General features: G+C 41.5%; 15 protein-coding genes, 1 tRNA gene and 1 pseudogene. 6 read left to right on the top strand and 11 right to left on the bottom strand.

The features are described 5' to 3' along the window. Window positions 1-280: 280 nt before the first annotated feature. The 3 genes from APHWEB_RS04110 to APHWEB_RS04100 form a co-directional block, all read right to left on the bottom strand. A complete protein-coding gene (locus tag APHWEB_RS04110) occupies window positions 281-766 on the bottom strand; it encodes a hypothetical protein (protein WP_020849395.1) in 486 nt (161 codons plus the stop codon). A gap of 9 nt (window positions 767-775) precedes the next feature. Then, window positions 776-1012 (bottom strand): hypothetical protein, encoded by a 237-nt coding sequence (locus tag APHWEB_RS04105; RefSeq protein WP_020849396.1) that lies wholly within the window; start codon window positions 1010-1012, stop codon window positions 776-778. Between the two features lie 153 nt (window positions 1013-1165). Beyond that, window positions 1166-2578, bottom strand: coding sequence for a sensor histidine kinase (locus tag APHWEB_RS04100; protein ID WP_011451027.1), 1413 nt, complete (start codon window positions 2576-2578; stop codon window positions 1166-1168). Window positions 2579-2748: 170 nt separating this feature from the next. On the opposite strand from APHWEB_RS04100, the gene APHWEB_RS04095 reads away from it, so the two are divergent. The 5 genes and pseudogenes from APHWEB_RS04095 (at window position 2749) to APHWEB_RS04080 (ending at window position 8680) form a co-directional block, all read left to right on the top strand. Then, window positions 2749-3909 (top strand): aspartate aminotransferase family protein, encoded by a 1161-nt coding sequence (locus APHWEB_RS04095; protein ID WP_045895593.1) that lies wholly within the window; start codon window positions 2749-2751, stop codon window positions 3907-3909. A 1882-nt stretch (window positions 3910-5791) separates the two neighbouring features. After that, window positions 5792-6943 carry a hypothetical protein gene (locus APHWEB_RS04090; RefSeq protein WP_020849398.1) on the top strand — a complete coding sequence of 384 codons (1152 nt, stop codon included), beginning with the start codon at window positions 5792-5794 and terminating at the stop codon, window positions 6941-6943. 428 nt (window positions 6944-7371) lie between these two features. Further along, on the top strand, window positions 7372-7539 hold the full coding sequence (locus tag APHWEB_RS06445) for a hypothetical protein (RefSeq protein ID WP_011451033.1): 168 nt from the start codon (window positions 7372-7374) through the stop codon (window positions 7537-7539). A gap of 354 nt (window positions 7540-7893) precedes the next feature. Then, window positions 7894-8007 (top strand): annotated as a pseudogene (locus tag APHWEB_RS06440) (P44/Msp2 family outer membrane protein); the annotation flags it as partial. 466 nt (window positions 8008-8473) lie between these two features. Beyond that, window positions 8474-8680 carry a hypothetical protein gene (locus APHWEB_RS04080; protein ID WP_020849399.1) on the top strand — a complete coding sequence of 69 codons (207 nt, stop codon included), beginning with the start codon at window positions 8474-8476 and terminating at the stop codon, window positions 8678-8680. A gap of 1993 nt (window positions 8681-10673) precedes the next feature. Here the strand turns inward: APHWEB_RS04080 and APHWEB_RS04070 are convergent. Both APHWEB_RS04070 and APHWEB_RS04065 read right to left on the bottom strand, forming a co-directional pair. Beyond that, window positions 10674-13334 (bottom strand): FtsK/SpoIIIE family DNA translocase, encoded by a 2661-nt coding sequence (locus APHWEB_RS04070; protein WP_230473088.1) that lies wholly within the window; start codon window positions 13332-13334, stop codon window positions 10674-10676. Window positions 13335-13384: 50 nt separating this feature from the next. After that, window positions 13385-13663 (bottom strand): YggT family protein, encoded by a 279-nt coding sequence (locus tag APHWEB_RS04065; RefSeq protein WP_011451037.1) that lies wholly within the window; start codon window positions 13661-13663, stop codon window positions 13385-13387. Between the two features lie 172 nt (window positions 13664-13835). On the opposite strand from APHWEB_RS04065, the gene APHWEB_RS04060 reads away from it, so the two are divergent. Further along, entirely contained in the window at window positions 13836-15104 is a 1269-nt protein-coding gene (locus APHWEB_RS04060) for an HlyC/CorC family transporter (RefSeq protein ID WP_011451038.1), read from the top strand. 1428 nt (window positions 15105-16532) lie between these two features. Here the strand turns inward: APHWEB_RS04060 and thiE are convergent. The 6 genes from thiE to APHWEB_RS04025 form a co-directional block, all read right to left on the bottom strand. Further along, window positions 16533-17561, bottom strand: coding sequence for a thiamine phosphate synthase (thiE, locus tag APHWEB_RS04055; protein WP_020849027.1), 1029 nt, complete (start codon window positions 17559-17561; stop codon window positions 16533-16535). Window positions 17562-17761: 200 nt separating this feature from the next. Continuing rightward, entirely contained in the window at window positions 17762-18604 is an 843-nt protein-coding gene (locus APHWEB_RS04050) for a pyruvate, water dikinase regulatory protein (RefSeq protein WP_011451042.1), read from the bottom strand. A 147-nt stretch (window positions 18605-18751) separates the two neighbouring features. Beyond that, window positions 18752-19579 (bottom strand): oxygen-dependent tRNA uridine(34) hydroxylase TrhO, encoded by an 828-nt coding sequence (gene trhO / locus APHWEB_RS04045; RefSeq protein WP_044104284.1) that lies wholly within the window; start codon window positions 19577-19579, stop codon window positions 18752-18754. A gap of 415 nt (window positions 19580-19994) precedes the next feature. After that, the gene (locus tag APHWEB_RS04035; protein WP_162183401.1) at window positions 19995-20438 is read right to left on the bottom strand and encodes a hypothetical protein; all 444 of its coding nucleotides are present in this window, start codon (window positions 20436-20438) and stop codon (window positions 19995-19997) included. Between the two features lie 59 nt (window positions 20439-20497). Continuing rightward, entirely contained in the window at window positions 20498-21403 is a 906-nt protein-coding gene (fmt, locus tag APHWEB_RS04030; protein WP_011451046.1) for a methionyl-tRNA formyltransferase, read from the bottom strand. A 109-nt stretch (window positions 21404-21512) separates the two neighbouring features. Further along, window positions 21513-21585 (bottom strand) — tRNA-Ile (locus tag APHWEB_RS04025). Window positions 21586-21625 lie beyond the last annotated feature (40 nt).

The following is a 21625-nucleotide window of genomic DNA, read 5'->3' as shown; positions in this document are numbered from 1 at the left end:
TCTAACAAGTCCAGAACCCAAAAAAACAAATCTTAGGGCGTATAGAGACCTTGAATAATAGGTGTGTATTGAAAGTCCAAAATCGAGAAACACCCATTACTTCTTTGACTCTGTCAATACGGGCTAAAATAAATATATTATGCTTCAATCCAGCATATCAACACGTTTTAAGAACGATAGATACCACGTTTCTCAGTATACATGCGCTACCACGCTACAGATTCATACACTATAAGGAGTATTGTATCGTGATACTTGGGTGGACAATATTCTTGGCGTTTTATCTGCAAATCCTCCATAAACGCATTAATGTTACCTCATTCCCATCTTGAAATACCTGGACAGATACCAGTGTGTAAAATGCCTCAATAAATACCCAATCGCTTATAGCTAGTTCCCCAGGCTTTGTACTACATCTACAGGCATTCCGCACGCTGGACAAAACAGAGTGTGAGTCATAGGCGGCTTTTAATAGGCATGATTCGGTAAAAATCACTGGTATAAATGCTGTAAACCGCACAAATACTCCCTCATCACGAAATATAGGATATCTTTTCACCTCATTATTCCCATCTTGAAATACCTGGACAGATACCAGTGTGTAAAATGCCTCAATAAATACCCAATCGCTTATAGCTAGTTCCCCATGCTTTGTACTACATCTACGGGCATTCCGCACGCTGGACAAAACAGAGTGTGAGTCATAGGCGGCTTTTAATAGGCATGATTCGGTAAAAATCACTGGTATAAATGCTGTAAACCGCACAAATACTCCCTAATCACAAAATATAGGATATCTTTTCACCTCATTATTCCCATCTTGAAATACCTGGACAGATACCAGTGTGTAAAATGCCTCAATAAATACCCAATCGCTTATAGCTAGTTCCCCAGGCTTTGTACTACATCTACAGGCATTCCGCACGCTGGACAAAACAGAGTGTGAGTCATAGGCGGCTTTTAATAGGCATGATTCGGTAAAAATCACTGGTATAAATGCTGTAAACCGCACAAATACTCCTTCATCACGAAATATAGGATATATTTTCCACTAGGTTATTGCTGCTATCTGGAAGCAAAGCAGGAGAATACTACTCATATTTGGGCACTGATGTGTCTATTTTCCTTATCGGCTTATAGGCTGTGAATTACCGTATAGCAAAAATTAAAAGGCCTTTTCGCTCTCAGGGCTTTCTTCAACGCATGGAAATGAGAGAGTTACAACTGTTCCAAGATTTGCTTCACCTTTAATACTGAAAGTACCATTCATCAGCTCTACCAACTTTTTACTCAGAGGCAAACCCAATCCTGTTCCTTCATATTTGCGAGAATGTGTACTATCTGCCTGCCCAAATACTGACATTACTTTGTACAGATCCTGTTGTGCAATACCTATGCCATTGTCACATATTTCTATTACAACCTCTTCCTGCTTTTTCTCAACAGACAACCTTACAAACCCTTTCTCTGGTGTGAATTTCATAGAATTAGTTAGTATGTTGAGTATAACCTGCTTCATTCTTCTGGCATCAACCATCAGCACTATTTGTGATTCTGGCATATCACGCTTTAATTCGACCTTGGCTTCCTGAGCCTTGGGTAACATCATGTTAAAACAGGAATCCACTATCTTACGTAGATCGCATTTTACGAGCTCTACACTGAGTTTATTTGCTTCTGCCTTAGAAAAATCCAATATGTCATTTATCAGACTTAATAAGTGTACCCCAGCATGGTTTATCTCCTTGATATACTCCTTGTACTGCGCATTTCCAAGTGGTCCCAAAGACTCTCTCTGAACTATTTCTGAAAAACCTATAATGGAGTTTAGAGGAGTGCGTAACTCATGACTGACATTAGCAAGAAATTGTGACTTACTTACGCTCTCTTTTTCTGCGTTTTCCTTCTTTTCTTGTAACTCAAGGTTTGCATCGTATTGGCTATTAAGCAACTTTACATTTTTTCTGTATATGACAAGGGTCAACACTATACATATTGCTGCAGCAATACCGACCAGTATTACAAATACAAAATTCGAGTTAGAGAAGAAAACCGCCATCTCGCTGCAGTCCCTTGTGACTCGCAAAAATACTATAGGCTCTCCTGATTCATCCATAAGGGGGAATACGGAAGAGTATATGCCGTACGCACTTGTTCCATGCACGATTTCCCCCTTGGAAAGAAGAGAAAGCTCTTCAGGAGATAGCACAATACTTGCATCACTGACTTCCGTATCCATATCATCGCTTACAGTGAACATGACATTCCCGTTAGCGTTATATAAAACCAACTCAACGTCTTTAAGCATATGGAGGGCATGCATGAACTCTGCCTGCATTTTAATTATGAGATTGATATGATAAGGGTTAGTACCAACATGTACAGGCGCTCCACGCAACAAGACTATGTATTTTCTTAAAATCGAATGCTCAAATACATTATTCAGCTCTGTGTTTATTGTTATAGCTGCTTTGCTTAGCGTTCTGTCAGATACATATGCATAAGTAAACCACATTGACCCAACAAACAGCACAACCAATGTCGCCCTTATCAGAAATCTGAAGACCCATCTAAGCATAGATACACCGCTCTCGAACTGTCCTAAAAATATATAGCATACTCTGAGAGCATCAATCCTTAATGATCATTTGGCTTCCAAGGTACTTTTCTGTTGACCTATTTGAAATAGAGGAGTTATCCTGAGCGTTGACCAGTCAGTATTATGGGATAGTTGTGGTTTGTGACTTTATGATTCCTTTTTACAAACCGTTCGACATCAGTTTCGTTCGGGGAGAAGGGGTGTACTTGTATGATAGTAGCGGGAAGCGTTATATAGACTTCGGTTCTGGAAGGGCTACGAGCGCGCTTGGTCACTGCCATCCAGCTATGGTACAGGCATTGTGTGAGCAATCCAAAGCGCTATGGCATGTGTCTAACATGTATAGAATTCAGGAATCTGAAAGCTTGGCTGCAGAACTTGTAGGCTTAAGTTTCGCCGATATGGCATTTTTTGTGAATTCTGGCGCAGAAGCTGTTGAGTGCGGATTTAAGGTTGCTCGGTCATACCAAAATGGTATAGGACGTCCTGAAAGGTATAAAGTACTGACGTTGAGGCGTGCGTTCCATGGAAGAACTTATGCAACGTGCTCTGCTAGTGAGCCGACAGGTTTTCTTCCCCTTTTATACCCGTATGTCGATTGGTTTGTGAGTGTTACTCCATCCATAGAGGCTATACGTAGTGAGGTAGAAAAAGGAAACATAGGTGCCATACTAGTAGAACCAGTGCAGGGCGAAGGTGGCATTCATGTGCTGAGCGGTGAACTGTTGAGAGATTTGCGAGCATTGTGTGATCAACACGGCATATTGCTATTCTTTGACTGTGTACAATGTGGCTCCGGGAGGACAGGAAAATTCTTTGCTTATGAGCATTTTTCCGTAACACCAGACATATGCTCGCTTGCAAAGGGTTTAGGGGGTGGGTTCCCTATAGGTGGATGCCTCATAACGAAAAAAGCAGGGCAATTTGTTACTGAGCGCATGCATGGCTCGACTTGTGGTGGTAATCCTTTGGCTACTGCTGTTGCTCGCGCGATCGTTCGTGAAATAACCAAGCCAGGCTTTTTGGCAAACGTAGAACAAAATGGTGCTTATTTCATCGAGCAGCTGAGTCAAATGGCTACGAGGTTTCCTATAATAAAGAATGTTAGAGGAATAGGCCTCTTGATCGGTGTAGAAATTAATGATACAGCAAGTGCTCACAGCATGGCTGAACAACTTATATCCCATGGTATACTGATTGCCCCAGCATCTGGGAATGTGTTGAGAATGGTTCCTCCATTAATTGTCTCAAGACAAGAGATAGATGAGTTTTTGCAGATATTTGAAGGCTTTCTGCGTTCGTTTAGTTAGTGAGACTCGGGCTGCATGCTTGTGGTTGTGATGTAAGGGATGCGCTAGGTTGCTCTGCACAATAGGTGGGCTTAGGGTAGATGTATACTGACGTTACGCAGCGCTTAAGGTTTTGTTCTAGTAAGTTTTTTTGGTCAGAATTTTCGTATGCACCGTCGTGTCAGTTGCAACTAATCGCCGAAGCGACCTAAATAAGATAAATACTTTCCAGAAATTTTACTGTTAGGAAACAACACGCTACGTAGTCATAACAGTTGTGTACTATTATTTAGTATCGAGGGCGTTTACACACTATCCACAAGCTCATTAGTTTTGCTAATACCACAACGCGGAAGCCCTTGCAGGTTTCTTACCTCCAATTCGTGCGAACAGCGCGCTTTGTTTGCATGTAGAAAACTCTTTGGACAGGGAAAGTGACTGCTGTTCTAATATTTGCTATCTTATATTCCGGCTGTAGTTCCACCAAGAGTGTCTGATTTCTTGCATTTGTCAGAATCGGGCATAGCAGCATTTATTCCCCTGTATCAGGATCTCACACTTTCACTCTCTCAACATGTAATCTTGGAAATACTGCTCAAAGCAGAACATAGTCAACTTGCTACTCGCTAACTTTTTCTCCATTTCTAAGATAGGTCTAATTAAGCTCCTACAAATCTCCGCTATCAACTCACTAAAGTAACTTTTCTCTCACTTACTAGCTTGGTTTTACAGACGTAGTGTTTAGAATGCATATGCACTTTCTTCGTAACTCCGTGATAGATTGAATACCCCAAACGAAAACAATGTTCTGCTATTTTGTCACAAAATATCGCTTTTCTTTCTCCAAGATTAAATAGTAAAAAGCGCTTACCCACTACAGATTGAAGAGCATACAAACTTTATGAGACTTCCATTTCACGTCATGAATTTGGGCATCTTCACCAGACTGCAGCGCAGCTCTCCCCATTGCTACTACCTAACGAGGACCTGTGTGTTTTTGCCACAATAATGCATCATTTTAGAAAGTCTGCTATACGGCATTTTCAATATGCAGTTCGTATACAGACGTCCAGACATAGCACTAAGGGTGATAAGCATATTGATAAATCCCTCATCCTACGAAGGCAAAACACTCAGCAATCTCTGCATACCACTTCCACGCCTCAAATACCCTTTCCCAAGTACAGGTCTTGCGACACGCTATACCTTTTTATAATAAACGCAACCACCGCACATACTGAACTCAAGATTAAGTAGTATTTCCATACCATGACTCCAAAATCTTTTCATGCCTGCCAGGCGCCCTTCCCTCACAAACCTCTCATTACGATTTTTCACACATAATCTACGTAACCTAGACCTCACAGCCGCGTATAGCTAAAGCCTTAATTTTCCCTACTATTCAACACCTAATACAGCACTAAGCTCAGGTAAGAGCACAAGTTACTAATACTTTTTGCCCTTCCAGATAATTTGCAGCGTTACACTAATGGTGCCCAGTATACGCATTGTCTACAAAAACTTTGCATTAGGATATTTCACTATCCGTTCTTTTTTAACGATGTATATGCCATTTTACCATAAATTACACATCCTCTACACTACTCGAACTATAGCACATTGAACATAAAAGCAGCTCCTCAAAAAGTGATTAAAAACCTTAATCAGCATAATTTATATATTTATGTTTATGCAACCCACTTTATAGCGAAAAAATGAATTAGGCGCAGTTGCATAACTCACATTAAACCATGTAATGATAATTGCATGTGCAGCAGTCTTTAGCTCTTCTATAGCCGATATTAAATTTTTCGCATATATAAGATATTACTATTTTTAGTTGACTTGGCACAAAGTGATTAATACTATTTTGAGGGTTCTTTTGTAGTCAAAGCGGGTGGATATGGTAAAAAAAGTATTAGAAGAGGGTGGGGGTATTTATACCGAAAATAGCGTTTTGGTAGAGTCGTCAGATGACGAAGAGACACGCCCCCTGATCGTTGGAGAGGAACAACTTAGGAAAGATAAAGAAAAAGAGTCTGAAAGTACCAGCGAAAGCAACGTACCAGAGACAGTTTTCCTAGTGGCGTCGTTTCTAATGATGCTTGCAGAGACTTTCTCTACGTTTTTTACATTAGCAGTTATCCACTATTCTATAAAGCCCTCTATAGTACACCGCGTAACTCTTGCTTATTTTACGGTATACGCGCTACTCGCTGTGGTGCTTCTTTTAGATTCCTACGCGGCTGTATTGAAGCATCGTAAAGACCTTGAGGAAGGCAAGATAACAGGGAAGGAGTATAAAATAAGGCACTCGAAGGACAGCACTACAATCGCATCAAGTGTGTACTGGGTAATGCTGTGTGTATTATCTCTCATCATGGAAGTTGGTATTGAAAGCAAGGCCATACAGATTATTGCTCTTGTAGTCTCTATACTAGCTCCCTTGCTCGGTGCAATATCGGCATCCATCCGAGCATATGAGGTAATATATGAGCATAAACAAAAGATCAACTCCGAAGGTGGGGATAAAGCAGCATCGAAAACCGGTGTGTGGGTGAAGTCGTTTGTCTTCTTGACGATAGCGTTGTTTGAGGCTTTCCATTGTATATGTCACTTCTATGAAGCATATCTTCTAGTGGGAGAAACGCACAAGCTGTTCTACATAACAGATATGGCTTTACTGACAACACAAGCAGTTCTAGCGGTAGCGTTCGTTATCTTCTACTTTTACGAAAAGATCGTGGGTGAGGAAAAAGATCAGCCATTTGTGGACCACCAAGGAGATACAAAACCTACCGATAAGGGAGGAGAAGGTGTACGCGGTTATGTAAACGATAATATCGGGGCTGAAGACACTAGTAACACAGAGAAAGGTTGTTGTGGTGATCAAGGTAAACGTACCACAAAGTCGATGCTCGACGCGATACCTGGGGGAACTGACATGGGTAGTGAGAAACCTAGCACAGGGTTGGATTGCACTCCGGAGTATAAAGAACTTTTTGTTCGGCAGATATTTGACAGTAGTAAAGATAAGCAACAAAGAACAGCTTAGTGGACCTTTGTTGCTACTTTGCGTGTAGTGCAATGTAGAGAATAAAGAGAGAAGAGGCTATTCTCACCGCGCTTCTTCTCTCTTGCCAGTGTAGTGCTGTTACTCAGCCTCTGTCCCGTATTGACTCTCATATCTTTTTTAACATCTGTGCGTCCCATATAGCGCATAACATATAAATCTCGAAGCTCTATGTAATTAAAAAGATAGCTACCTACGTATGTTGCAGTGGTGCCATGCTATTTTAACTTTTGTTGAGAGCTAGAGCATATTTACGGGTATGGGATACGATAACCACAACCATAGCATTAAAGTATTGATGTGACAGGCGGTAATTTATAGCGGGATGTGCTCTACATAAAAAGCAACACAAATGGTTTTGCTTTAAAGTTTGCACTCTGCTAGATCAGGGATGCTGAAACTGCAAGAGGGTGCTCCATATAAAAGAGCAGAGCTTATATGCCATAACACAAGCATACAGAGAGTACGGGATATCTATAGTGGCAACTAATACTATTGAAGAAGGTGTCGAGGTTGTTGAGATATTAGTTATCTCTTCGTTTCAGGCATGGTTACTCGAGAGTGGTTTTGTATCTTGAAGACTGGTTATCCAGGAATCTATTATTAGAATATATCGTAGGGAGACATTACTAAGGTTGTTGAGATCTCTCACTCTAACGTCAGTGACAAGGTTTGTGTGATAAAGAAGAAAGTGAGTGGCGGTAGATGTACGGAAAGTATGCTTCGATCACGAACAACGCGAATACTGATAGCAGTGAAGCAAGGTAGCTGTTAGTGGGGTACAGGGCGAAGGGTAGCAGCGTGAATAGCAATGGTGTCACCGCTGTGGAAGTATAAGAGCCTTTACATCCAAAACACTAGAAGATGGAAGTAGTAATTAGTCTACATCAACAGCAGTGGAAACTGATACCAGAAGGAACCAGGGACATGTAACTAACGACAACGCAAAAGCTGTAGCTGACGATCTCACTCAAAAACTCACCCTTGAAGAAAAAACAATAGTAGCTGGGTTACTTGCGAAAACTATTGAAGGGGGGGAATTGTTGAGATATGAGTATCTCCATACTCGGTATGGTTAACTTGAGATAGGGGTAAGGGTTTTGCATTTTTTAGATTTGCTATACAGGATTTTATTGTCAGATCTATAAGGTAAAGACATCACTCACCTCTTGAGATTTCTCATCCTAATATTAATAAGCAGATTTGTAAGACGAAGCCTGGCAACAGCGAAACCCCCGGTTCAACCTATGGTAAGTATACTGCGGAAACGAAGGTCACGTCTGGCAACGAAAACGACGTGGCACTTCGTAGAGGTGAGGGAACTCATTGGCAATACGCGCTAAAACCGGGAGCTAGGAGTAGAACGGGTGGTGATACATCTTTATGTTGTAATGCTGGCCACGAGCGGAGACATGAGCAGCGGTTATGAAGCACCGCAGGTTTTAGAACTTTATAGCTGAAACTCTAAAAGATGGTAAGAACTGACCTACTTCTAGGGGTACAAGTGGTGTTGTGCCAGAATCTGAAACTAACGACAACGCCAAAGCCGTAGCCAAAGATCTAGTAGCTCTTAATCGTGATGAAAAAACCATAATAGCTGGGTTACTAGCGAAAACTATTGAAGGTGGTGAGGCTGTTGATCTCAGGGAGGTTTCTTCTACCTTCATAAGGATCAGAGACGAGTTACTATCACTTCTGCCCTTGTTAACTTGGGGATAGAAGATTGTGCATAGAGTCAGTGCTGTAGGGGTGGTGCGTTACAGCAATCTGAGATTTTTGGTGCTATTATCAGGCGCTTGGTTTGTGCCAAGATAAGCTATTTAGAATGTCATTTCAGATATGAGAGAAGTGACAGGTTGCATTGAAATTAGGGCGCACTTTATCTAGAGGCCTATCATCAGGCTGTGCGGAATTCCATTAACAGTAGTTGTTGAGATTAGAGAGGTTTCTTCTACCCTCATCTAGATCACCAGGTATTCTAAGACCCTACATAATAAATCTTATTATTAAAAGGCAAGACCAAGGATATAAGGGATAGTAGAAGTAAGGAAGAATGAGGTTGATATATATCTACGAACTATGAAAAGAGATCTAAAAAAGAACACCGATTGACCTTTACGGCATATACTATATAGCGAACTGCTCACTAGCTTGGCTGCGGAGATAATACACATTAAAGAGGAGTAATAATAATAAAGTTCTCTTCCTGATTTTGTACTATTTTTATCTGCCTGTTTTTAAGGCATTTCTTATATCTTCCAAGATTTACGGGGACATATAGAAAGTTGATCAACTGGAGGTTCATGGCTATACAACTTTCTAACTTATAGCGTCTAACCTCATTGACTATATTCATTCCTTCTTATCACCGTGAAATCTTTTTATCTGATGACCACTTTAGACTTTATCTTTCAGCATCCACCTTACTACTTAAATAGTGAATTCCCTTATGCTTGAAGAGTATATAAGTTAATCTCTAAAATGCTCTCACCTGAAATCTAGTACATAAATACAACGCCATCACCGAAAGAGATTACATGAAACATGCCTATAAAGAAGCATTAGAAGACCATATGCAGTATTACGAAAGGACTCACATGATGATATTCAACAACACACGTATATTACAAAACCAGGATCTAAAAACTATCTTATGCAAGAGCATCATACATATGCTCATACAAAAGAGACTCTACTCTTCTGAAATGCTCATGAAAAACTGCTGTATACAAACAAGCTCACTTCCACACAAACCAAAGAAGAACAATCAGCAGAAATACTCTCCCCTATAAGACTTCCCGCGGAATTCATGCGACTATAGCGTAACAGCAAACCCTCTCTAGCTTTTGTTATAGCACACACAATACCCGAACCCCATGCTTTTCCCTATAAGTACAACTCCACTATACATCATAGGGCTTGCTCTGAGGTGCAGACCCTTTCTCTTCTGCGACAAGAAGGTATAAACGTTACTCATACATGCACATGAGTAACGTGCGCCATGCCTTCCAAACATAAGGACACTACCAGATACAAATCCTCAATTCTATACCAGCTATTAGGATTATACCTATGGCAATTCATTCCCTATTATGACCACGGAGCGCTAACTTCCAGTCAATCTTAAACCTTACTAAAGGATCAGAGACGCATTTACACCACCTAATCCGAAGGAATTACTCAAACAACTGCTAACTACCTCCACAAAGTAGTACACAAGAGCTTCTAAGTCCTAACAATAGCAATCAGCTATAAATACAGTGCTGTCCCGGGCACCACTCTGCTTAGCTCTTTCTCGAGGATATACGAGACTTTACTCTTCTGAAATGCTCATGAAAAACTGCTGTATACAAACAAGCTCACTTCCACACAAACCAAAGAAGAACAATCAGCAGAAATACTCTCCCCTATAAGACTTCCCGCGGAATTCATGCGACTATAGCGTAACAGCAAACCCTCTCTAGCTTTTGTTATAGCACACACAATACCCGAACCCCATGCTTTTCCCTATAAGTACAACTCCACTATACATCATAGGGCTTGCTCTGAGGTGCAGACCCCCTCTCTTCTGTGATAAGAAGGTATAAACGTTACTCATACATGCACATGAGTCCCGTGCACCATGCTTTAGTGGGCTAGAACGCATAATGCTATTGGGCTTAGACTGAGCAGCTATAGCCGTCTATTACCATTTTTATGGCAGATGTTCATACTAATCCACTATCTCTCTTTTGCCTAGGTGCCCTACCTCAGTTATTATGCCTTCACGCTCCATTCTTTCCACTATATTCGCAGCTCTGTTATACCCGATGCGCAATTGTCGCTGCACATAACTAACCGACGTCTTTCTATCTCTTAGCACAACAGAAACTGCTTTTTCATATAAGGCATCATCTTTACCATCGAAATTTTCTGTAGATATTTCATCCCCTACACTGCTATCTAAGGCCCTAGCAATACCTTCTACATATCTGGGCTTGCACTGCATACGCAAATGATTCACAACATCTTGAACTTCATTATCACTAACAAAAGCACCGTGAATGCGACGTATTTTACCCCCTGCAACCATGTATAGCATATCCCCCATCCCGAGCAGTTGCTCCGCGCCTTGTTCTCCCAAAATTGTTCTACTATCAACTCGAGAAGTTACAGAAAAGCTTATCCTAGTGGGAAAATTAGCCTTTATAACACCTGTAATAACATCTACAGAAGGCCTCTGCGTCGCCATAATAATGTGTATACCCGCAGCCCTAGCCATTTGAGACAATCTCTGAATTGATGACTCTATCTCCTTGCCGGAAACTATCATCAAGTCTGCCATTTCGTCGACAATAACTACAATGTATGGAAGAGTGATATTTTTGATCTTTTCCTGCTCAAAAATAGGTTCTCCTGAATCCTTATCGTAACCCGTCTGCACAGTACGCTTAAAAACTTCACCACAGCATGCCGCCTCAGCAATCTTCTCATTATACCCCGTGATGTTCCTCACACCTACTGCCGACATCAACCTGTAGCGCTCTTCCATCTCCGCTACCACCCACTTTAGCACTGCTACTGCTTTTTTCGCTTCAGTCACCACAGGAGTCAATAAGTGCGGAATATTATCGTAAACTGACAACTCCAATACTTTTGGGTCTATCATTATCATTCTACACTGATCAGGCGTGAGCCTATACAATAATGACAGAATCATGGTATTTATACCAACCGACTTTCCTGAACCCGTTGTACCTGCGATTAACAGATGGGGCATTTTCGTCAAATCACCTACTACAGGCTCGCCATCTATACCTTTACCTAAAATGATAGGTAACTTCAGAGCACGGTCCAAATATTCCTTGCTTTCTATCAGATCACGAAGCACCACCATCTTTCTATTGCGATTCGGCAATTCAATGCCCATAACATTTCTACCAGGGACAACTGAAATCCTGGTCGATAGCGCACTCATAGACCGCGCTATATCATCTGATAAGCCTATAATTCGCGAAGACTTCGTTCCTGCTGAAGGCTCAAACTCGTATAGAGTCACTACTGGTCCATAGCGAACATCTATGATCTTGCCATATACGCCAAAATCTTTGAGAACCTCGTACAACTCCTCAGATTCATTTTTATATGCGCTATCATCCACGTCATCCTGCGCATGCTCTCGCCTATCCTCCAATAGCTCTACATGAGGCAAGGTGAAATTTCGTACCTCCTCCTGGTTGTACGATGCATCATCATCTTCTTCATACCCCTCTTCTTCCTCATACTCTTCTTCTAGAGCATCATCCTCATCTGGTTCCAAAGCATTAAGAGAAGAAGAACCTTCCTCTATCTCACACTCCTCATCCTCTTCTTTATCATCTATATCCCAATCGTCCTCGTCGTATTCTTCTTCATCTTGGCAGAGAGCAACATCCTCTTCGTCCTCTCCTGCAATATCTACATCACCACAACGCGTTGAGGATGCTTCGTATCTAGGTTCATCATGAAGTGGACTATCTTCCATATCATCTTCACAGTCTTCTTCAAAAGAGTCATCTAACTCACAATCATCAAATTCCTCTTCCTCATCAAAAAACTCATCCTGATCTTTCTCATATTGCTCTTCGATGACACTATCTTCCTGCTCAGGAACACCATGGAACTTCTCCTCGTATCCATAATGCCCAGAAGGAGCAAATGTGTTAATGATCTTCGTATTCGCGTACTCCCTATGTTGCCCATGTTCTACTGCGATATGCTCTCGTACATCATCATCTTGAACAATATTCAACGCATGATCCTTCAGCGGAGATGTCCCCTCCCCGGCAGTGTTTACACCATGTATGACATAGCTCGTCGGCACGGTAATCTCTGAAACATTATTGCTTTCATTTTCTTTAAGTCTGCCTGCACTCACCCTCAATCTCAAGCGAGATAGCAATTTGACCAGAATCCTAGCGAAAAATACAGGCACTTGCCACCCTATAGAGCTAAAAATGCCTATAGAAGCCGATACAATCAACGTAATTAAAGAAAAACTTTCAAATTTTTGCCCTACAAAACCCCCATAATGGAACACGCTTGTAGCTTTAAATGAAAACTTTGCCAGTATTCCCGCAATGCTAAAAGTAACAAGACATAGAGCTGGTATGTATATTCTACGCACGAATTTAGGCAGTTTTTGTAACCACGCCAACGTTAAAATCCCAGGTACAACGCCTGCCATCCCAAAAAGTTGCACGAGAACGTCAGCGAGATATGCTCCTGCAGTTCCCATCAAATTGCTTACCTCTCCAGCAGCAGTGCCAATACATCCTGTAGAGTTTAATGCAGAGTCACACGCGTTATACGTAATAACTGAAGCTTCAAGAAAAACAACTAAGGACAGCACCACACAGAAGCGGAATAATCCTGCTATGTACTTCATTCGAATATCCCATCCACTTACCCAAAGTAGTAACGCAATGCATACCTAAAAAAGCTGATAGAAATCAAAAGTATCATTGGTGACAAATCCAGACCTGCAACGCTTGGAATGTACCTCTGAATCAAAGCAATAGCTGGCCTGGATAATCTTGATAACGCCGCATACGCCCTATACACGAATTCATTATCCCTATTTACTACCCTCATAGCGATTAGCCACCCCAGTAGCACATATGCGATAAGCGCGAAATTATATGCACTCAACAATGTATCGATTAGGTAAGCTAGCGGATGCATAATTTATCCATCACCTCTTCTGTGGCAGAGCATGCCATTATACAAGAATACACATTAATTAAAAATGGAATTTGCCTTTTTTGTTTGTGTGCTTGGGAAATTAACTAATATTTCAACTTGAAGATATTGCGATTATCGTATAGAATGCTCCTAGGATCGATGCCGTTTTCTAGTGTTGATTATTGTCGCTTTGTCATTGCTCGCTTCCGCTTTCTTTTCTGCAGCGGAAACAGCTTTTACTTCTGTGAGCCCTTCGTCCATTCACAAGTTAGTGGTAAGTGGTAATAGGAGAGCTAAAGTTGTGGATGCTCTTACTGCTAGGAAGGAACTCGTAATCAGCACACTGCTAATTGGAAATACCGTTGCCAACGTAGCTGCGTCTTCTGTTGCTACAGCTTGGTTAGTGGGGTTACTGGGCTCTGAGGGATTGGTGGTTTCTACTGTCACTGTCACGTGCCTGATTCTGTTATTTTCAGAGGTACTCCCCAAGACGTATGCTCTTCAAAATCCGGAAAAGATCTCGCTGCGTACCTCAGTCATTGTGCACGCATGCTTTTTACTGCTCTCTCCTATAGCAGTTTCTATCAGGTACATTGTAGACTTTGTAGTAAAAATACTCGGAATGCGGGGAGAAAGAGAAATGATTTCCGCTGTAGATGCAATGAGAAACCTCATATTGCTGCATGAAAGTAAGGGAACAATGTTTCAACAAGATCTAGACATGCTGAGCAGTGTCCTAGACTTAGCAGAGACTGAAATATCTCAGGTAATGACGCATAGGAAAAATTTGTTTGCTCTCAATATAGACGAAGAAGTAGGCGTCTTGATAAAGCAAATTCTTCAGAGCAGCCATAGTAGGATTCCGATCTGGAAGGAGCGTGAAGAATCAATAATCGGAGTCATCCACGTAAGGGATGTTACTGATCTTGTACGAGAGAAGAGTAATAACGTAACTAAGAGCGACATATATAGCATAATAAACAAGCCTTGGTTCGTGCCTGATACTACGCCTCTTAGTGTGCAATTACACAATTTTCGCTACAAGCGTAGGCATCTTGCTCTAGTAGTAGATGAATATGGAACCTTGCAAGGTGCTGTGACACTGGAAGATATTCTTGAAGAAATAGTCGGTGATATCTCTGATGAGCACGACGTAGTTCCAGAAAGCTTAATTACCTCTATTAGCGAAAATGAGTTCCATATTGGTGGTGGTGCCCCTATTAGAGACGTAAATAGACAACTTCGCTGGAATTTACCTGAAGAAGCTTCAACTTTAGCTGGGTTAATTCTGCATGACGTGGAGCGTATACCTGAAGAGGGCGAGATGTTCCATCTACATGGGTTTTTGTTTAAAATCCTGAAAAAAAACGGAAACACAATTTCCTTACTAAGCGTTACTACTTCTCACAAAAGCTCCGACGCTCAACAGCCACAGGGCTGAAATATACTCACAGAGGCCGAAATCAGCTCTACTAACTCTCAGCGTATTACCTTTGCGTCCTAATCTATGATAGAATGCAGTCATATACGGTATATCTTCTCACAAAAGCTCCGTATGCTGCTAAAATCCAAAAACTGAACATCTACGTAGTCAAAAAGAACAACACGTTTTAATTCAAAATTTATTTGCACCACCTAGTTTCCCTTCTCCATGTAGACTCTATCTACAGTGCACTGCATGTTATTAGTTCTTCTCATGTTTTTTATACACCATACCATGTCACTGGAGCTGTAGTGGGTGCGGTGTCCCCACGCCTAAATAATGCGCCAAAAAATGCCACCAACCGTGAAAAAGCTGGATAATCCTTGTAACTTATACTGATAGAACTAGGTAGGAGCTATAATAAGAAAACAGTGGAATGCTCCCTTAATTATCAAAGAAGTACGTGATGTAAGCTATCGTATAAGACTACTTATGCTCACTATGAAAAAATAACGCTATTTCGACCCATCTAATGCAAACATACTCTACCTCTCCTCAGTGCTAATGAACAAGAATATTATGGTGTTCCGTGCAGAGACCCGTAAAAAGCAGCAGGCTCACTGCTGTGACTGAAGAAATAAAGATACCCAAGCTTAGCCGTAAAGTTGCACTACAAAACTTCAAAAATTGTACCTAATGATAGCAACGTACTGAATTCCTTTCCTGCATAGATGTTATGTCAGACTGCTTACCCTAAAAGACGTCTGTTATCAAAAAACCTGAGACTTAAGATACCTACTCTGATTCTAAAATGGCCTCTCAGTGTTGAGGGAGAGAAATCCTATGGTGTGAAACACTAACATCCGTGAAGAAAGTGGGGTAACTCTGTGACTGACGAAGAAAGAAAAAAATACTCGAGCTTAGCCGTGAAGTTGCACTAAGAGACCTAATAACATGATGAGGATTCTCTGCTACTGCGCGCGACGTTATAAACAGCATTTTCAGGTACATGCTTGCTGAGAATAGATAGCTCGGCTTATGTTTGTTCTATAACTCATGAAGCCACCTCTATAGGAAACCCAACATATATAGCCCTTAAAGTGTTGTAAACCCGCTATGGAAAACCTACTGATTAGGCCTAAAGTATTGGCTAGCTGCGGAAATAGAACTTTAGCTATAGAGCAGCATCACGAATTTGAAAGTCAAGGCACCTAAGATGTTTTCATAGCAGTTTACAGTACAGAAAGTATTTCAACATGGGCTAGTTCACAATCGCATATACAAATTCTATGCTCTTTAAACCTGTTTCTCTATGTTATGCACCTACAAAAATAAAACCAGGGTTCTATAATTTGAAAACATGCAATTTTTGCTAAAGGTCCTTTCAACCCTTCTATCTGATAAGATGTTGGCTGTTAAATAAAGATAATGCTGCCTTTTCCTTACTTATACACCCACACTACATTTATCGAGAAATCGACGTATAGCATCTTTTGGATCAGCAGCCTCAGTCACAGCAGAGATAACAGCTACTCCACCAGCGTTGCACCGCACAACATCATCTATGTTAGCTAGCGTAATGCCGCCAATAGCCACCACAGGACAAGAACTGCTCTTCACCCATTGCTTTAGAAGCTCCAACCCCTGCGCATGAAACTGCATGCTCTTAGATGTGGTGTCATATATAGGTCCAAGTGCAATATATGATGGCTTATAGAAGCTTGCACGTGCAAACTCATGGTAACAGTGTGTACTAATTCCTAGTCGTATTCCAGAGGATGATATCCTATACAGGTCAGCAGTTTTTATATCTTCTTGCCCAAGATGTATTCCGTATGCATTGTATTTTAGCGCTAGCTCCCAATAATCATTCACTATAAATCTTACACCGTAGCGTACTGCAATTTCAGAACAACGCTTCACCATGTTTTCCACTTCGCTTACAGGCTTATCCTTTGCCCTAAGCTGTATAGTTCTTACACCACAGCTCGCAGCAAATTCAAACCAATGTGCATCAGGAACTATTAGGTAAAAACCAATATCATCCATACCTTGAAAGCAAAACTCACCGATTTCATCCTTACTAGAAGATATATGCGGGCAATGCTCTCGTATATCTGCACTTCTACTATCTAGCGGTGTTAGACCATTGAGCTCTCTTGTAGCATATATTCTAGCATGCACCAGACAGTCCAAATGTCTATCTCTCTCGTCTACACAGCGTGTCCCTGCTCGTACATTACTAATAACATGATGGTATGCATCAACAAATGCTTCTACTTCTGAGTCCTTATCACATCTATACTGAAACTGCAGTTCTTCTATGCCATCAAAATAATAATCTACGCAAACCCCTCCCGTTCGCGTAACGCTTAATGCATACACGTCCTGTAACTCTCTAGCATAAATGTCCCGAAGCGCCTCTCCTATGGATCTGCCATGTGCTGCTAGTTTTTGTCCATCAACTACGTACATAACGCGCTCGTAACACCTATAAAACTTTACTATATGCCATTCTAGGCTCGGCGCATAACCCTAAAGTAACACCCTTTTCCGTATTTCATATATGCGTACAGCTACACCACAACATTACGGTAGGCTTAGTATGTCTATCGGTTTCCAAGATTGGCACATCATCCCATGATCACATAACAAATTCCATGGTGTATGCCCGATTAGCAAAATGCATCTCCCCCAATTTTATTATTCTTCCTATTGAAGAACTGAATTATTGTTGCAGCCGTCTCTTCTATAGACTTCTGTGTCACATCTATTAGTGGCCACTGGTTCTTCATACAAATTCTGTTGACTTCGCTTATCTCCTGCTCAACCTGCTCGTAGCTTATGTAATTGCAGTTGCTCTGATTTTTCATGGAAATAAGACGATTACGACGTATCTGTATTAAACGGTCTATGTCTATAGTCAAACCAACGACCAGTTTATCAGCTAGGGCTGCAGAATCTATTGGCAGAGTAATAGAATGCACAAATGGAATATTGACTACTTTATAGCCCCTATAAGCAAGATAGATGCTTGTGGGTGACTTCGAAGTTCTTGAAACCCCTACTATAATTATATCAGCACCGTCAATATCCCAAAGACTCTGCCCATCATCATGCGCAATAGTATAATTTATCGCTTCTATTCTGTTAAAATACTCATCACTAAGCCGATGCGGATGAGCGTTTGGGTCCTTAGCAACGCTTAAATAACAAGAAATCTCCCTGATTATATGCGATAGTATAGGGATACACCTAATATTATAAGCTTCAGCCTTTTTCTTGAGATATTCCCTCAGGTCATCATCAAGCACAGTATACATTATTAGGTTATTTCTCTTGCGATCAATACTAGAGATTATTCTATCTACATGACTCTTGCTGCCAACCAAAGACCAAACAAACTCGTTTACTTCTAAAGACTTAAAATGCTCAACTGCCGCCCTTGCAACAGACACAACTGTCTCACACGTGGAATCCGAAACAAGGTGAAGATCAAGAATAGCCTTCTCACCCATGAAATACTCTTACTTAAAAACTAAACAGATATCAAAATGCACCCGAATAGGTGCTAACATGGCTAAGCCCCTACGCTCTGGCAATTCACCCTACCCTAAAAAGGCAAACCATTCCACAAATAATACAGTTAAAATCTATATCTTCTCTTACGATACGTCTGCAGATTTACAAGCACCACATACAATATGTCCCTTGGAAACAGATCGCAAATCAGCTTCATCTACCTTGCCAAAACACTTTACGCACTTAATATCCTCGCTGGGAGCAATGTTATTATCTACTGCAACACGCTCATCAAAAACAAAGCAGTCCCCCTCCCATAAGCTATCAGCCCCTTTGACAGACTGCAGATAATTCAAGATGCCTCCCTTAAGGTGATACACATTCTCAAACCCTAAGCTCTTAAGAAACGCAGTGGACTTCTCACATCTTATCCCACCAGTGCAGTACATAGCCACACCTACATCCTTATCTTTGCCTTCAGCCCACTTTCTAGCCCAATCAGGAAACTCCCTAAAAGAAGTAGTCCCTGGATTTATAGAGTGCTTAAATCTACCAAACTTTATCTCATAGTCATTCCTGGTATCAATAACATGCATACCAGGCTTAGTTATGAGATCATTCCACGCTTTAGGGTCCACATACTCCCCCCTCATCGAAGAACAGTCAAAATCGTCGATGCCAAGTCTAACAACTTCTTTTTTCAAACGTACCTTCATTTTAGAAAAAGGCAGCCTACTAGAATAGCTTTCGTGGTATTTCATATCGGCTAATCTATGGTCCAAATCTAAAAAAGAGAAAAACTTATTTATAGCGTCCCGCTCCCCAGAAATAGTCGCATTTATACCTTGTTCTGCCAATATTACCGTTCCCTTTATGCCATGCTCCTGACAAAATTCCAGTATCACAGACCGCATGTCATAGTAATTATGCAAGTGGACAAAACGGTAAAAAGCCGCCACCACAAAGCCCATAGACATAAGCATATCTAAATTTCTACCCATGGCCCTATGCTATTCTAGAAGGAAAACATTGTCAATTTCTCACCATGCAGCAATACACGTACATTTCTAGGAATGCCTATTCCACGTATATGTAATAGTAAAAAACCGTAAAAGCATAAATCTGCCTTACATGTTGTCAAAAACCGCCCATACTTTTTAGCCCTACGCAGAGCACAACCATATAAACAGCAGCCCCTTCCCAACACGCGGAATATTATTCCTCAATATTACCTGGAGAAGAGCAAGTTTACCTTTTATTTTTCTAGGACAATAAGCAAGCCCCCTATCATTGTGCGCATACTAAAACTCAGGGGCCCTAAAACTTCTCATGAACATGTAACTAATATAACACTAGCAATTCATAGATCTATGTGATCTCTACAACTTAAAATATCTTTAGACTACCAGAGAGACCAGAGAGACCAGAGAGACCAGAGAGACCAGAGAGACCAGAGAGACCAGAGAGACCAGAGAGACCAGAGAGACCAGAGAGACCAGAGAGACCAGAGAGACCAGAGAGACCAGAGAGACCAGAGAGACCAGAGAGACCAGAGAGACCAGAGAGACCAGAGAGACCAGAGAGACCAGAGAGACCAGAGAGACCAGAGAGACCAGAGAGACCAGAGAGACCAGAGAGACCAGAGAGACCAGAGAGACCAGAGAGACCAGAGAGACCAGAGAGACCAGAGAGACCAGAGAGACCAGAGAGACCAGAGAGACCAGAGAGACCAGAGAGACCAGAGAGACCAGAGAGACCAGAGAGACCAGAGAGACCAGAGAGACCAGAGAGACCAGAGAGACCAGAGAGACCAGAGAGACCAGAGGTCACATACCCCCTCCCTACAACAGATTCAAGAAAAATTATCGAATTGAAAGATAATCGCCAACTTATGATACAACAGGCATAGACTTGCCTCTAAACCTGCACAAAAAGCTCTTAATATCACATGGCTTTTTTGACTCTTGCTGTACAACCAGAGGAACCAATGCTGTATTCCCCCCACACCTTATGTGTAGCTCGTTATTTATTACATCCCCTATATTCATTTCTGCAAATTCATAGCTCTCAGCTTCCAAAACCCTAACCCTAGAACCATCAAGCATAAAATACATTTTAGGATATAAAGCCCGAATCCTGCGGCATATCACATCTGCCGCTTCCTCAAAATCTATTCGAAATTCTTCTAACTTATTAGCAATTGTAACCCCTGATTCGTCCTGCTTAATAGGTTGAATACTCCCTATACTATCCAAGACTTTCAGGAGCATCCTACTACCCATTACAGAAAGCCTTCTACTAAGATCCAATATATTCTCCTTTTCACCTATTTCTGTAACTTCCTGAAGATATATATCTCCCGCATCCATAAATTCATTAATCTGCATAATAGTCACCCCAGTGACCGTATCCCCTGATAAAATAGCATGCTGCATAGGCGCAGCTCCACGCCATCTGGGTAACAATGAAGGATGTATATTTACACACCCCATTCGAGATGCAGTCAATGTCCACTTGGGTAACATAAGCCCGTACGAAACCACCACTATAACGTCGGGTGCATACTCAGCCATTATGCTTTCTTCTCCTTCAGCCCTAAGTGATACAGGACTTCTTACGGGAATACCCTTCCCCTCAGCACAAATATGAACAGGAGTCTTAGTTAACGCGTACCCACGCCCCGCAGGCTTAGGCGCTTTTGTATATACGGCAACAACATCATAGGAATCAGCAGAGACTAAAGCCTCAAAAGCTGGAAGTGAGAACTCCGAAGACCCCATAAACACTACCTTCATGGCACCCCCCAATAAAACGTTCTATCACTTACCCTGCCAAACCACTAAAAGGATATCTCCCCCCACATACTAAGAAATTGTCGACATGACAAACACGCCAGACAAAACGTGGGGCTGGTAGGATTTGAACCTACGGCCCACTCGTTATGAGCGAGTCGCTCTAACCACTGAGCTACAGCCCCTCAAACCTCATTGTATTACACAGACGAATAATTTACAACG

The sequence above is a fragment of the Anaplasma phagocytophilum str. Webster genome (assembly GCF_000964685.1).
Lineage (GTDB): Bacteria > Pseudomonadota > Alphaproteobacteria > Rickettsiales > Anaplasmataceae > Anaplasma > Anaplasma phagocytophilum.
Note: the sequence above shows the minus strand (reverse complement) of the source record. Positions and strands in the feature narration are given on the sequence as shown.

What these genes read in the sequence shown, in the direction of transcription:
- APHWEB_RS04050 (WP_011451042.1), bottom strand. Translation starts at nt 18,604, where the DNA reads ATGGGTGAGAAGGCTATTCTTGATCTTCACCTTGTTTCGGATTCCACG.
- trhO (WP_044104284.1), bottom strand. Translation starts at nt 19,579, where the DNA reads ATGGGCTTTGTGGTGGCGGCTTTTTACCGTTTTGTCCACTTGCATAAT.
- APHWEB_RS04090 (WP_020849398.1), top strand. Translation starts at nt 5,792, where the DNA reads ATGGTAAAAAAAGTATTAGAAGAGGGTGGGGGTATTTATACCGAAAAT.
- APHWEB_RS04065 (WP_011451037.1), bottom strand. Translation starts at nt 13,663, where the DNA reads ATGCATCCGCTAGCTTACCTAATCGATACATTGTTGAGTGCATATAAT.
- thiE (WP_020849027.1), bottom strand. Translation starts at nt 17,561, where the DNA reads ATGTACGTAGTTGATGGACAAAAACTAGCAGCACATGGCAGATCCATA.
- APHWEB_RS04095 (WP_045895593.1), top strand. Translation starts at nt 2,749, where the DNA reads ATGATTCCTTTTTACAAACCGTTCGACATCAGTTTCGTTCGGGGAGAA.
- APHWEB_RS04100 (WP_011451027.1), bottom strand. Translation starts at nt 2,578, where the DNA reads ATGCTTAGATGGGTCTTCAGATTTCTGATAAGGGCGACATTGGTTGTG.
- fmt (WP_011451046.1), bottom strand. Translation starts at nt 21,403, where the DNA reads ATGAAGGTAGTGTTTATGGGGTCTTCGGAGTTCTCACTTCCAGCTTTT.